At 58.8% G+C, this 13,857-nt stretch carries 12 protein-coding genes; 5 read left to right on the forward strand and 7 right to left on the reverse strand.

What is annotated here, in order from left to right:
* Positions 1-62 precede the first annotated feature (62 nt).
* The gene (locus tag NK667_RS05360; protein WP_054617365.1) at positions 63-551 is read left to right on the forward strand and encodes an SRPBCC family protein; all 489 of its coding nucleotides are present in this window, start codon (positions 63-65) and stop codon (positions 549-551) included.
* Entirely contained in the window at positions 552-1,352 is an 801-nt protein-coding gene (locus NK667_RS05365; protein WP_054617364.1) for an aminoglycoside phosphotransferase family protein, read from the forward strand. It abuts the gene before it with no gap.
* A 1,056-nt stretch (positions 1,353-2,408) separates the two neighbouring features.
* Here the strand turns inward: NK667_RS05365 and inhA are convergent.
* Positions 2,409-3,095, reverse strand: a complete 687-nt coding sequence (inhA, locus tag NK667_RS05370) for an isonitrile hydratase (protein ID WP_054617363.1) — start codon at positions 3,093-3,095, stop codon at positions 2,409-2,411.
* A 92-nt stretch (positions 3,096-3,187) separates the two neighbouring features.
* On the opposite strand from inhA, the gene NK667_RS05375 reads away from it, so the two are divergent.
* The gene (locus NK667_RS05375) at positions 3,188-4,186 is read left to right on the forward strand and encodes a GlxA family transcriptional regulator (protein WP_054617362.1); all 999 of its coding nucleotides are present in this window, start codon (positions 3,188-3,190) and stop codon (positions 4,184-4,186) included.
* On the opposite strand, the gene NK667_RS05380 is transcribed toward NK667_RS05375, so the two are convergent.
* From NK667_RS05380 to NK667_RS05400, 5 genes are all read right to left on the reverse strand, one after another.
* On the reverse strand, positions 4,140-5,045 hold the full coding sequence (locus tag NK667_RS05380; protein WP_054617361.1) for an alpha/beta fold hydrolase: 906 nt from the start codon (positions 5,043-5,045) through the stop codon (positions 4,140-4,142). The two genes, NK667_RS05375 and NK667_RS05380, sit on opposite strands and share 47 nt — an antisense overlap.
* 114 nt (positions 5,046-5,159) lie before the next feature.
* A complete protein-coding gene (locus NK667_RS05385) occupies positions 5,160-6,404 on the reverse strand; it encodes a hypothetical protein (RefSeq protein WP_152981167.1) in 1,245 nt (414 codons plus the stop codon).
* A gap of 135 nt (positions 6,405-6,539) precedes the next feature.
* Positions 6,540-6,929, reverse strand: coding sequence for a hypothetical protein (locus tag NK667_RS05390; RefSeq protein WP_054617360.1), 390 nt, complete (start codon positions 6,927-6,929; stop codon positions 6,540-6,542).
* Positions 6,930-7,474: 545 nt separating this feature from the next.
* Complete coding sequence (locus NK667_RS05395; RefSeq protein WP_054617359.1) at positions 7,475-9,301, reverse strand: glycoside hydrolase family 15 protein; 1,827 nt, start codon at positions 9,299-9,301, stop codon at positions 7,475-7,477.
* Positions 9,294-10,094, reverse strand: coding sequence for a glucose 1-dehydrogenase (locus NK667_RS05400; protein WP_054617358.1), 801 nt, complete (start codon positions 10,092-10,094; stop codon positions 9,294-9,296). The genes NK667_RS05395 and NK667_RS05400 overlap by 8 nt, the downstream gene beginning before the upstream one ends.
* Positions 10,095-10,322: 228 nt before the next feature.
* Between NK667_RS05400 and NK667_RS05405 the strand changes: the two genes are divergently transcribed.
* Positions 10,323-11,495, forward strand: coding sequence for an MFS transporter (locus NK667_RS05405; RefSeq protein ID WP_054617357.1), 1,173 nt, complete (start codon positions 10,323-10,325; stop codon positions 11,493-11,495).
* Between the two features lie 113 nt (positions 11,496-11,608).
* Here NK667_RS05405 and NK667_RS05415 read toward each other — a convergent pair whose 3' ends face one another.
* Positions 11,609-12,742, reverse strand: coding sequence for a cupin-like domain-containing protein (locus NK667_RS05415; RefSeq protein WP_054617356.1), 1,134 nt, complete (start codon positions 12,740-12,742; stop codon positions 11,609-11,611).
* A gap of 132 nt (positions 12,743-12,874) precedes the next feature.
* Between NK667_RS05415 and NK667_RS05420 the strand changes: the two genes are divergently transcribed.
* A complete protein-coding gene (locus NK667_RS05420) occupies positions 12,875-13,609 on the forward strand; it encodes a thioesterase II family protein (RefSeq protein WP_083471411.1) in 735 nt (244 codons plus the stop codon).
* Positions 13,610-13,857: the final 248 nt, after the last annotated feature.

The following is a 13,857-nucleotide window of genomic DNA, read 5'->3' on the forward strand; positions in this document are numbered from 1 at the left end:
ATACAACTTTAGGGTTGGTCTTGTGGTCTTACAGGCCTACTGTTCAGTACAGGAGGTGACTTATGAATCCAGCATCAGATCGCATCGAAAGAAAGATTTTGCTCAAGGCGCCGCGTTCGCATGTGTGGCGCGTGTTGGCCAATGCCGAGGCGTTCGGCCAGTGGTTTGGCGTGGCGCTTGAGGGCAAGCGCTTTGTTGCGGGTGAGTGGACCCAGGGGCAGATTACCTATCCCGGTTATGAGCACTTGCTGTGGAATGTGCTGGTGGAGCGGGTCGAGCCGGAGCGGGTGTTTTCGTTTCGCTGGCACCCATATGCCGTGGAGCCGGACGTGGATTATTCCCAAGAGCCGACCACCCTGGTGAAATTCGAACTCCAGGACATGGACGAAGGCACGTTGTTGACGGTTGTCGAGTCCGGTTTCGATCACATTCCCCAATCCCGCCGGCTGAAGGCGTTCCGCATGGACAGTCGTGGCTGGGATGAGCAAATGAGCAACATCGAAGAGTTTCTGAAAGTCAGTGAAAAGGCCCGCGAACATCAGGGCGAGTGAATGTTTGAACCTTGGTTGAAGCGCTGGGCGCTGGTGCCCGACGGCGAGCCGATCATCACGCCCGGCAGTCGTTTGCTGCCGGTACGGATGGGTGAAGTGCCGGCGATGTTGAAGGTGGCGATGGATGCCGAGGAGAAGTTCGGCAATCTGCTCATGACCTGGTGGGACGGCGAGGGCGCCGCCCAAGTGTTTGCCCATCACGGCGACGGCTTGTTGATGGAGCGTGCCATGGGCCGGCGTTCACTGATGAACATGGCGCTCAACGGCCAGGACGACGAAGCCAGCCAGATTATGTGTGCTGCGGTGGCGCGGTTACATGCACCGCGCCTTTCGCCCTTGCCGCCGCTGGTGCCGTTGGCGCAATGGTTCACATCATTACACCTGGCGGCCGCGCAGCACGGCGGCCTCTATTCCCTCAGTCTGGCGACTGCCGAAGCTTTGCTGGCCTCGCCACAAGACGTGGTCGTGCTGCATGGCGACATCCACCACGACAATATCCTCGATTTCGGCCCGCGAGGCTGGCTGGTCATCGACCCCAAGCGGGTGATCGGCGAGCGCGGTTTCGATTACGCCAACCTGCTTTGCAACCCTGAACTGCCCACGGCGACCGACCCGCTGCGCTTTGCGCGACAAATCAAGGTCGTGGCCAAAGCGGCAGGGCTTGAGCGTCGGCGCTTGCTGCAATGGGTGCTGGCATTTGCCGGATTGTCGGCAGCCTGGTTTCTGGAGGATGACGCCAGCCTGGCGGCCGAAGGTCAGCTGCAAGTCGCTAAACTCGCGGCTTCCATGCTGGAAGCCTGAGGCATCTAAGGGTTTCCGGAAGGAGTGGTATAGCGAATGTCTTACACGCGGTGGTAGCTATGTCGTCTATTGCACATTGGATCCGAAGCGTAATCTAGCCTCATCAACTGAAGCACAGGAAGTGCTCAGGATCACGGATGATCGACCATAAGCAAGGATTCGCTGCCGACAGGGAGTCGACATGGTCTTGGAAAAACCCGCTTCGGCGGGTTTTTTTTCGCCTGTCGGAAAGTGGGCTGGATTTGTGGCAGTGAGCGATACCCAGATACCGCGCCGAACCGAAATCCCCCTGTGGGAGCGCGCTTGCTCGCGAAAGCGGTCTGTCAGTGACATTGATGCCGGATATGCCGCCGTCTTCGCGAGCAGGCTCGCTCCCACAATTTGATCCCAGCCATTCACAAATACCGCGCCGAACCCAGAACCCCTGTGGGAGCGAGCTTGCTCGCGATGAGGCCCTCACATTCAAAATAGATGTTGGATGTGCCGCCGCCATCGCGAGCAGGCTCGCTCCCACAATTGATCTCAGCCATTCACAAATACCTCGCCGAACTCAGAACCCCTGTGGGAGCGAGCTTGCTCGCGAAAGCGGTCTGTCAGTGACATGGATGCCGGATATGCTGCCGTCTTCGCGAGCAAGCCCGCTCCCACAATTGATCTCAGCCATTCACAAATACCTCGCCGAACCCAGAACCCTTGTGGGAGCGGGCTTGCTCGCGAATGCGGTCTGTCAGCCACATCGATGCCGGATATGCTGCCGTCTTCGCGAGCAAGCCCGCTCCCACAGGGAGATTTTCGCCTCTAATGGTCAATCGCTTACACGCGCTCGCGGGTATGTCGTCTGTTTAAGCTTCGGCGATGCGCATATTCTGGATCCATCAACTGAAGCACAGGAAGTGCTCAGGATCACGGATGATCGACCATTAGCCAGGATGGCTGCCGACAGGATGTCGCAATGGTCTTGAGAAACCCGCTTCGGCGGGTTTTTTTATGGGCGATGGAAAAGTCTTTCCGAAAGCCTGTGGCGGCAAGGGCATTAACCTTCGCCGCCACGATCATTTACTGAAGGTTCAACCTTGCCGCGGCCCGTTCAGTGATCAGCTTGCGCTGTACATACGACGGCGCCGCCCGCCGTTGCGCCTCTTCCACAATGCTCTGCGGCGCGGTTTCAGGGCTGCCGGCCTGGAACGGTGGTGCAGGCGCGTATTCGAGTTGCAGCTGCACTACTTGCGCGGTGTCCTTGCCGAACAGCTCAGCGGCCAGGGTCAGGGCGAAGTCGATGCCCGCCGTGATCCCGCCACCGGTAAACAGATTACCGTCGCGCACCACCCGATCTTTCACCGGGATCGCGCCCAATGTCCCGAGCAAATCGTGATAAGCCCAGTGAGTGGTAGCGCGTTTGCCCTTGAGCAGACCCGCCGCACCGAGCACCAGCGCACCGGTGCACACCGAGGTGACGTAGCGCGCATTGGCCGCTTGAGTCTTGATGAAGGCCAGGGTTTGCTCATCTTCCATCAACGGCCCGACACCGGCGCCACCCGGGATGCAAATCACATCCAGCGCCGGGCAGTCTTCGAAGGTGGTGGTCGGTTTCAGCACCAGGCCGGTACTGGCGGTGACCGGCACCAGGTCCTTCCAGATCAGATGCACCTGCACGTCCGGCAGCGAGGCCAACACGTCATAAGGGCCGGTCAGGTCCAATTGTTGAACCTGTGGAAACAACAGAAAACCGATCTGCAACGTCATGGCGTTTTTTCTCCTGGAGGGGGGTGGACGGCTTCACTGTAGGCTCGTAGGATCTGGCGTATCCGCCAATAACCCCACGAATTACGCCAATCATGCCGAAATCCATTCATGTGCTCGCGTTTGCGAACGTCCAGGTACTCGACGTCACGGGGCCGTTGCAGGTGTTTGCCTCGGCCAACGACATTGCACGGCAACAGGGTTTACCCGCGCCCTATGCGCCGTCGGTGATTGCCTGCGGGGGTGGGGCGGTGATGTCGTCGGCGGGCCTGGCGTTGTTAACCGAGCCATTGCCCTCGGACCCCAGCGATACATTGATCATCGCTGGCGGTTGGGGCGTTTACTCGGCGGCCGAAGACGCGCAGCTGGTGGAGTGGGTGCGCGAACACGCAACCGGTTGTCGCCGCGTTTCTTCAGTTTGCACCGGCGCATTTCTGCTGGCGGCCAGCGGCTGGCTCGACGGTCGGCGCGTGGTCACCCACTGGACCCGTTGCGAGGAGTTGGCGCAAAAGCATCCGCGCCTGCACGTCGAGCCCAACCCGATCTTCATCAATGACGGCCCGGTCTGGACCTCGGCGGGCGTCACCGCCGGCATCGACCTGGCGCTGGCCATGGTCGAAGAAGACCTCGGTCGCGCCATGGCCCTGGACGTCGCCCGGCAACTGGTGGTGTTTCTCAAACGACCTGGCGGCCAGTCGCAGTTCAGCGTGACCTTGTCTCTGCAGCAGGAAGGCAACCGTTTCGACGAACTTCATGCCTGGATCAGCGAAAACCTCACCAAGGATCTTGGCGTCCCGACTTTGGCGCTGCAAGCTGGCATGAGCGAACGCAGCTTCATCCGCCACTACCGCACCGACACCGGCCAGACTCCGGCCCGGGCCATCGAACTGATCCGGGTCGAAACCGCGCGACGGCTGCTCAGCGACACCGGCGTGCCGATCAAACGGGTCGCGGTGCAATGCGGTTTTGGCAGCGAAGAAACCCTGCGCCGCAGCTTCCTGCGGGCCATTGGAGTGACGCCGCAAGCCTATCGCGAGCGCTTCAGCGTCAGCCTTTCAGTAGATCCGCTTTCAGTAGATCCAGCAGTGCCTTGATCGTCGCTTCGGGCGCCTCTTCGGGAATGTTGTGCCCGACGCCTGCCAGCACACGGCGCTCGTAACGACCAGTGAAATGCTCGACGTCTTCATCTGCTTCTGGCGCCGGTCCCACGCCATCGTCAGCGCCGCACAGGGAAATCGTCGGCACGCTGATCGGTGGTTGTTTAGCCAAGGCTTCTTCCATCCACTCCAGCGCAGGATCGCCCGCCACATACATGAACCGATGCCGATAGGAGTGAATCACCACCTCGACAAAATCCGGGTTATCGAAGGCCGGCGCACTCAGGGGATAACGCTCGGCATTCCTGGCCCAGGTCGGCGACCAGAGGCGCCAGAGCAATTCGCAAAAAGCTCGGCGATTTTGCGTCAAACCCTCAACACCGCGCGCAGTGTGGAAGTAATACTGATACCAGAGGCGATGCTCGGTCTCAGGGTCCAAAGGCTGGATCGACCCCGGAATGTTCTGCAAATTGTAGCCATCACCGGTGACCAGGCCGCGAACCCGCTCTGGCCACAACGCCGCGACAATGCACGCCGCCCGACCGCCCCAGTCATAACCACAAAGCGTGGCTTGTGGAATGGCGAGGGCGTCCATCAGGTCCAGCAGATCCTGGGCGAGCGCGGCTTGCTGGCCGGAGCGCAGGGTGTCGGGGCTGTTGAAACGGGTCGGGCCGTAACCACGCAGATACGGGACGATGACGCGATAGCCTTGTGCAGCGAGGGCCGGGGCGATTTCGTCGTAGGCGCGGGGCGAGTAGGGGAAGCCGTGAAGCAGGATGACCGGGGCCCCGGTGGTGGGGCCGTGGTGTTCGTAGGCGAAGGTAAGTTTTGTGCCTTGAACGTATGAAATGATCATTTCTCACCGCAATTGAAGTAAGTAACCAATCTGTTTGGCTTAGAGTCTTGTTTCCATAAAAATATTCTGTATGAACTCATCGTGCTCTTGGCTTTAGTCGGAGCAGAATTTTATTTATGGGCTTAGGCGCTTTGCAGCATTCCAAGCATAATCAATTAGCTGTGTGTTTATGTTGATTGAGAGTTGGTCATTTACTAGTTCTAAGATTACCGGGGCTGCGCCAAGCTCCTCGGAATACCATCTTGATGTGATGGCTGTGTTTTCATTGTTTCCGACCGTAACTCTAGTGCGAGCGATTTTCGGTGCAGGAGAAAATAAATACCGTAGGGTGTCTGTATTGGCTCGCCCAGATAGACGTTTAGGCATATTTATTTCTTTGTCGGTATCATAAAGTGCGAATGTTGAATTTATCAGTACCCCCATATTTTCGTCTGCGACGAGTGTGCAATATTCATTCTGGGACCCGCTTTTTGGCAAAGGGTAAAATTCACTCCCTAAATTTATTATGCTGGTGGAGTAACGTTCTAGTGCGGGCTTTCTAGGCGTTTCCATTTGCTCTATAAGGTAAATCCTCGAAAGATAAAGTCTCTTTTCTTTAATTAAAAAATGAAGATCTATCCTCCTAGGCATTACTCTCACTCCTGTGGAGTCAATTTTATGCCATTCATAAATACCCCCACAAAATGATGCAAGAGGAGAGTTTACTTCATGACCATTTCTAATATCGCTTTCGCGATAGAGCATTTCTGCCGATATATGCTCCGCTAAATCTTCAGAAAGTGAAATTGTTCCTAACGGGAATTTTGCTGTGATTACTTTGTCTTTCGCTTTTATTATATCCATTATTAAATATGCACCGCTTCCGCTCGCATAACAAACGCCGAAGTTTTTTGTTGTGAACTCTACTGTAGGGTTATGTACGAAGGGAGTCCTTTGTGAGTTTTCATCAATTACGATACCAAGTAATGAAAACTTAGTTGCCTCGTGTTCGATTTCGGATATAGTGCTGTGTAGTGTGTTGAGTGTGACCTTGAATAATTCGTCGTATGATTTGTTTGTGTTTATTTTGTCGGAGAGCTTGTCCCAGAATGAATAAGCTGCTTGGCAATCATCTGCAAAAGCAAGCATTCCGGTGTTGTCGGGCAGAGTGAAACATTTTCTTCCGAGTCGAGTAATATGCCATGTTTTTTCTTTGTTGGTGTTTTTTGGAGAAAGATCAAGCCATTCTGATTTAATTGTACCTAGAGCTGGAATCCAAATACTTTTTTCGTTGTCCGGTGATGGGCCCAGCGCTGTGATCAAACTATCTGAAATGAGATAGGGCTCGACTTCAGCATTAATAAGAGCTATTGCGGTCATTATTTGCATTGTCCTAAGGTATTAGAAATTTGAAGTGGTGCGTCGATAGATGGTTGTTTGTTTTTTGTGATGAACTTTGCTTGTCTGTAGGCTCGCTGGTGAGCTTGGCAAGACCTGTACATAGAGAAGTAGTTGTTATACTTCCACTTCCGCCACCTGATTAAAATACTTCGTCCGATCCGGCGTAAACGTCACCACCATCTTCGTTCTCGAACACGTCAACGCCCGCTCCACCGCCAAATCAATATCCAGATCTTCCCCGCGCAATCCCTGCCATTGCGCCAGGTATTTGAGGGATCCGTACTTTTCGAGTTTTTTCAGGCTGCGGCTCACGCCACCTTTCCAGCCCAGCACCGGCAGTTCGTCGGCGAGGCATTGTTGGGCGAGCTCGGGGAATCGGGTGGCGCGTTGGCGGCCGATTTCCCAGCATTTGATCAGGCCCTTGTCGTGGGCTTCCCACAGAGCATCCCGGTTCAGGCCGGAGCGCAGTGGGGCGTCGATGGTGCGGTGGATGCGCTGGGTCATTCTGGGTCCTTGAATTCGGGTTTTGTTGGACAGCTCCGCTGTACCCGTTGACGGTGGATGGTAGGTGCGGATGTAACAGCTGGCAACAAGGTATTTCCGAGTGTAGGACTTGCGTTACGTGGCGCGAATACAAGGAGAGCGTTTAACTGTTGTAGGTAGCGACCTACAGACCTCTGTGGCGAGGGAGCTTGCTCCCGCTCGGCTGCGCAGCAGCCGCAGATCCAGCAAATGCGGTCACTTCTGGAGAAATTTTCCGGCAGATATAGGGGGACGCTGCGCGCCCCAGCGGGAGCAAGCTCCCTCGCCACAGGGGATGTGTTTTGGCTGCGGGATCGCGTTTTGTTTATCGCGGGCAGGTCTTGCTCCTACAAAACGAGTCGGGAAAAGGGATATTTCCCACGAGTGCTGTCGGTTCTGGATGACGGGTTCAGGTCGCTGGTTTTGCGTTTTGGCTGACGGCCTCTTCGCGAGCAAGCCCGCTCCCACAGGGGAATGCATTCCAAAATGTGGGAGCGGGCTTGCTCGCGAATGCAGGCGACGCGATCTCAAGGCTGCCAGTAATTCTTCTCCCCACTCAATTTACGATCGAGAAAACTCGCCGCACTGATCAGCGCCAGGTGCGTCAGCGCCTGCGGCGTATTCCCCAGATGTCGCGCATGGCTGTCGAACTCCTCGGCATACAACCCCAACGGGTTGGCATAGCGCAGCAGCTGTTCAAACTCCAGATGCGCTTTCTCAACCTGACCCGCCCGGGCCAGGCATTCGACGTACCAGAACGAACACGCGGCGAACGCGCCTTCGGTGCCGGACAGGCCGTCGATCTGGCTGTCTTCGTTGCGATAGCGGTAGACCATGCCGTCGCGCACCAGGGTTTTCTGGATCGCTTCCAGGGTCGAGAGCCAGCGCGGGTCCTTGGCGCTGACGAAGCGCACCAACGGCATCAGCAGCATCGAGCCGTCGAGGGCGGTGCCGCCGATGTGCTGCACGAAATGCCCGCGCTCTTCGTTCCAGAAGTTTTCCCAGATGTCGGCGTAAATCGCCTGGCGGGTCTGGTCCCAACGGGCGAACGGGGCGGGCAGGGAGCGTTTCGAGGCCAGACGAATCGCCCGGTCGACGGCGACCCAGCACATCAATCGCGAGTGCAAAAAGTGATGCTGCTCGCCGCGCATTTCCCAGATGCCGACGTCTTCGGTCTGCCAGGTTTCGCAGACCTGATCGACCACTTCCACGGTATGTTTCCAGCCCTCATGGGAGATGGCTTCGCCGTACTTGTTGACGAGATACACCGCGTCCATCAGCTCGCCAAAAATGTCGAGCTGGATCTGGTTGTAGGCGCCATTACCAATGCGCACCGGTTTCGCGCCGCCGTGGCCGGCCAAGTGTGTGAGTTCGGTTTCCGGCAGTTCCTGGCGACCGTCGATGGCGTAGAGGATGTTGATTTTCATCGACTGGCCGTGGCAATCGCTGACCCGATGGCGCATCCATTTCATGTAGGCGTTGGCTTCCTCGACGAAACCCAGGCGCATAAACGCGTAGACGGTGAACGAGGCGTCGCGGATCCAGGTGTAGCGGTAATCCCAGTTGCGCTCGCCGCCGGGGGTTTCCGGGAGGCCGAAGGTCGCGGCGGCGAGAATCGCGCCGTGTTTGCGCGAGGTCAGCAGCTTCAGCGCCAGGGCCGAGCGGTTGACCATTTCCCGCCAGCGCCCGCGATAGTTGGACTGGCCGATCCAGTCGCGCCAGAACTTCAGGGTGCGTTCCATGCACATCTCGGCAGCGCCTTCCTTGAAGCGCGGGTCGTCGATGGCGCCCAGCAAAAACGCCGCGCTTTCACCCTGTTTGAGGGTGAATTCGGCGACGGCGGCGTTGTCATCCAGGCTCAGTGCCTGATCCGAAGACAGGCGCAGGGACGGCTGATCGGCCGCGTCGAAAACAGCATCCTTGTCATCCAGGCTCGCGCTGGTCTTGGCCCGGGCGTAGTCATGCCGTACCGCGCAGCGCATGCGCATCGTCGCGGTGCCGCTGACCACCCGCACCCGGCGCATCAGCATCGGCAGGTCATCTTCGCTGTCACCGATGGGCAACAAATCGGTGACTTCGACCACGGCGCAGTCACTCAGCCAGCGGGTTTGCAGCACGTTGGTGTCCGGCAGGTAGATTTGCTCGCGGCGGGCGTCGGGCAGGTCCGGGGCTAATTGGAAGATCCCGGCTTCGGGAGTGTCCAGCAGCGAGCAGAAGATCGACGGGCTGTCGAACTCCGGCCAGCAGAAGAAATCCACGCTGCCCTTGTCGTTGACCAACGCTGCACTGCGCATGTCGCCAATGATGCCGTGGGCGTCGATGGCGCTTTGTCGTTCGGGATGATGATCAGCCATTGCCACGGAACTCCGGATAGAGGCTCATGCCGCCGTCGATAAACAGGGTGGTGCCGACGATGTAGTCGGACGCATCGGAGGCGAGAAACACGACGGCGCTGGCGATATCGTCGACATCACCGATGCGGCCGTAAGGGATGAGTTCAAGCAGCTTCTGCGCGGCGTCGCCCTCGGTTTCGGCGCGGTTGATCGCCGTGCGAATTGCCCCCGGCGCGATGCCGTTGATACGGATTTTCTGCTGGCTGACTTCCTGGGCCAGGGTCTGCATCAGCATGTCGACACCGCCCTTGGACGCGGCGTAATTGACATGACCGGCCCAGGGAATGCGTTGGTGCACCGAACTCATGTGGATGATCTTTCCGGCGGCCTTGGACACGCCTTCGCGAATGCCTTGCTGGGTGAAAATCCGCAGGGCAGCACGGGCACAGAGGAACTGGCCGGTGAGGTTGACGCCGATCACCTGATTCCAGTCGGCGAGGCTCATGTCCACGGCTTTCGCGTCTTTTTGCATCCCGGAATTGGCCACCAGAATGTCGAGGAAACCGAAGGCATCGAGGGTCTGGGCGAACAGGCGTTCGACGTCCTCTTCCTTGGAGACATCGGCGCCAATGGCGATGGCGCGACCACCGCTGTCATTGATCTGCCGCGCCAGTGCTTCGGCGGGTTCAGCCTGGGAGTTGTAGTTGATCACAACCGCAGCACCGGCAGCGGCCAAGGCCTTGGCAGCGCCGGCACCGATGCCGGAACTGGCGCCGGTGACCAGCGCGACTTGTTGCTCGAGGGAAATCTGCATGCAGGTTAGCGCCTTGAAGGGAGGGCCTAATTAGCTGACTGGTGTGCGGGGCGCAGAGTTCATTTGTGGGGCGACCGTGAAGAACTCTTCATGCGCCGGCCCTGAAATGCATTCCCCCTGTGGGAGCGAGCCTGCTCGCGAATAAGCCTTAACACTCAACCAACAATTCCCCGCTTTCCCCCAAGCCAGCCTTTATGGCAACTTGCAGGCCCTGAATGAGACCGACCCATGGCAAACCCCTACCGCGAACTGTTCAAAGCCCCTGGCGCCGGGGCCTTCGTGCTGGCCGGGATGATCGCGCGCATGCCGATTTCCATGACCGGCATCGGCCTGATCACCATGCTCTCGCAGTTAAAGGGTGGCTACGGACTGGCCGGCGCGGTGGCGGCAACCTTCGCCCTGGCCACGGCTTTCTGTGCTCCACAGGTGTCACGCTTGGTGGATCGCTACGGCCAGAGCCGGATCCTGCCGGTGTCGGCGCTGCTCGGCGGGGGAGCGCTGTTGATGCTGTTGCTGTGCACCCGCTTGCAGGCGCCGAACTGGACGCTGTTCGCGTTCGCCGCGCTGGCCGGGTGCATGCCGAGCATGTCGGCGATGGTCCGGGCGCGCTGGACCGAGCTCTATCGCGGGCAGCCGCAACTGCAAACCGCGTATGCCCTGGAATCGGTGCTGGATGAAGTCTGCTTTATCGTCGGCCCGCCGCTGTCGGTGGGGCTGTGCGTGGTCGCGTTCCCCGAGGCGGGTCCATTGGCGGCGTTGCTGATGCTCGCAATCGGGGTCACCGCGTTTGTCTTGCAGCGCAGCACCGAGCCGCCGGTGCACCCGCATGAAGTTCAGCATCAGGGCTCGATCATTCGCTCGGGTGAAATCCGCCTGCTGATGCTGTTGATGACCGCCATGGGCGTGATCGTCGGCGTGGTGGACGTGGTCAGTGTCGCCTTCGCCCAGCAACAGGGCCAACCGGCGGCGGCGAGCATCGTGCTGTCGGTGTACGCCATCGGCTCGTGCCTGGCCGGGTTGGTGTTTGGTGCGTTGCGCTCGAAATTGCCGTTGCCGCGACTGTTCCTGTATGGCGGTGTGATGACGGCGGTGACCACGTTGCCGTTGCTGTTGGCGACGAATATTTTCGGGTTGGCGCTGGCGGTATTTGTGGCTGGGCTGTTCTTCGCGCCGACACTGATTGTGGCGATGGCGTTGGTGGAGCGCATCGTCACGCCGGCCAAACTGACCGAAGGCCTGACGTGGCTGATCACCGGGTTGAGCATCGGCGTGGCGATTGGCGCGGCGAGTTCCGGGTGGCTGGTGGATGCGTTTGGCGCGCGTAGCGGGTTTTGGGTGGCGATTGCGGCGGGGGCGGTGGTGCTGGGCTCAGCCATCCAAAGCTTCCGTCATTTGAAATAAATAACCCCCTGTGGGAGCGGGCTTGCTCGCGAAAGCGGTGTGTCATTCAGCATTGATGGCGACTGATACACCGCTTTCGCGAGCAAGCCCGCTCCCACAGGGGGGATTGGGGGTTACCAGCCCCGCCCCGAGTTAACCCAGAAATTCACCGACAACGACGTCGACACCGATTCCACCTGATGGAACCAGCCTTCCGGCAAAAACAGCAAATCCCCAGCTTCTAAAGTCACCCTTAAAAACGTCACATCGCGCGCCTGCGGAAAACGCTGATAGTCCGGCGCGTCCGGGTTGAAGTCGCAGCCATCCAGCCCACCCTTGGGCGCGGTGGACCAGGTGCCGAGCGCTTCGCGGTGATGGGGCGCGGCGAGGGTGAAGGTTTTCTGGCCCCAGACCTGGGCGAACAGATTGTCAGTGTCGTCGCGATGCAGCGGTGTCAGCGTACCTTTGGGACCGATCCAGATCCGTGGCGGGATAAACAGCGACTGATCGAAATACGGCGGGTACTTGATCTGCTGCATCAACTGCGCCGGCAGGATGTTGTTGCCCATGTACGCCGGCGGCTCGCCGTTCGCGCCTTTGACCGCCGGGCTGTCCAGCGAGGCAATGAATTCGGCCATGGACGTGGAGCGGAAATCCCGTTCCGTGGAGAAGGTCTTCTTCACGTAATCGCCATGGCGGGTGATGCCTTGCAGTTCGGCGAAATGCACCAGCGATTCTTCACGGCTGAGCTTGAACAACGGCCAGTCCTGCAAGGCATCGCTGATGACTAAAGGGATGCCATTGGGCAGGTATTGCGTAGCGAACTCGTGCTTCGACAATTCGCTGCGCGGCCGGCGTTCGACCGTGCGCTGGGTCGGCAGGCTCGCAGTGAGCCGTTCACTGAAACGCGGCGGAGTCGGGTAGCGCTTGTTCATGTCGACCTTTTCCACCACCGCCGCGCCATGTCGGGCGTGGTCAATGATTTGCGGCAGCATGGTCGCCAGGCCCATGTTGCCGCCGATCTTCAAGCGGCCGCTGGCGAACAGTTCCTCGACGTTGGCCACGCCGCCCATGATCCCGAGAAAATCTTTCTCCGCCACTTCAATGGTCACGTCTGGGCTGGCGTGGCGCCCGGCTTCGGTGCGGCTGCTGGCATTGACCTCGGACCAGTACGCCTGGTGCGGGCCGAAGACGAATTGAAAAACCCCTTCGATGCCGACGGCGCCGGCATTGGCGAACAGTTTGCCCAGGATGGTCTGCAAGTCCACGACGTTCACTCTTGTTGGTTTTGGTCTGAAGAAAGAACGAGCACTTGCGCGGGAAATTTAACCCGCCGCGACTAATTTGCGCCGGCGCCGGACCGTTCCCTAGTACAGACCTATTTTTTTGAGGAGCCCACGGTGACCAAGCTGACTCTGCTGTGCCTGCCGTATTCCGGCGCCAGCGCCATGGTCTACAGCCGCTGGCGGCGCAAGTTGCCGGAGTGGCTGCAACTGCAACCGGTCGAGTTGCCGGGTCGCGGCGCCCGTTTCGATGAACCCTTGCACACCGATATGCGCGCGCTGGCCATGCAATTGGCCAAGGAACTGCGTCCGACGTTGAAAGCGCCGTATGCCTTGTTCGGCCACAGCCTCGGCGCGTTGATGGCCTGTGAACTGGCCCACGCCTTTCGTGCGCTTGGCTGCCCGGAACCGGTTGCGCTGTTCGCCTCTGGCACCGCCGCGCCGAGCATGCGCGCCGACTATGATCGCGGCTTCGCCGAACCCAAGACCGATGCCGAGCTGATCGACCAGTTGCGCACCCTCAATGGCACCAGCGAAGAAGTGCTGGCCAATGAAGAGCTGATGAGCCTGACCCTGCCGATCCTGCGCGCCGACTTCCTGTTGTGCGGGCGTTTCCAGCCGGTGCAGCGCCCGCTGCTCAAATGCCCGGTGCATGTGCTCGGCGGCAAGGCTGACAAGGCCACCACCGAGCAATTGATCGGCTGGAGCAAGGAAACCCAGGGCAGCTTCTCGGTGGACATGCTGGCGGGCGGGCACTTCTTCATTCATGAGCACGAAGCCAAGGTGCTGCGGGTGATCAAGGATCAACTGGACGTGCACCATCGGCGGCATGCGATGGCTGTCAGCGCCTGATCCATCCCCACTATTACCCTGTGGGAGCGGGCTTGCTCGCGAAAGCGGTGTATCAGCCACATCATTGCTGACTGACACACCGCATTCGCGAGCAAGCCCGCTCCCACATTGATCTGCAACAGCCTTGATACCCCGCCAATACCTCCTTTCTGATACTTGTTCTCAATCGCTAATTTTTCCGGTCTGCATTCGTTTTATAGGGACGACGTGCCTTTGTGCTTCCTGCCTACTGATCCGGATGCTAAGAA

The organism is Pseudomonas nunensis (assembly GCF_024296925.1).
GTDB classification, from domain to species: Bacteria; Pseudomonadota; Gammaproteobacteria; order Pseudomonadales; family Pseudomonadaceae; genus Aquipseudomonas; species Aquipseudomonas nunensis.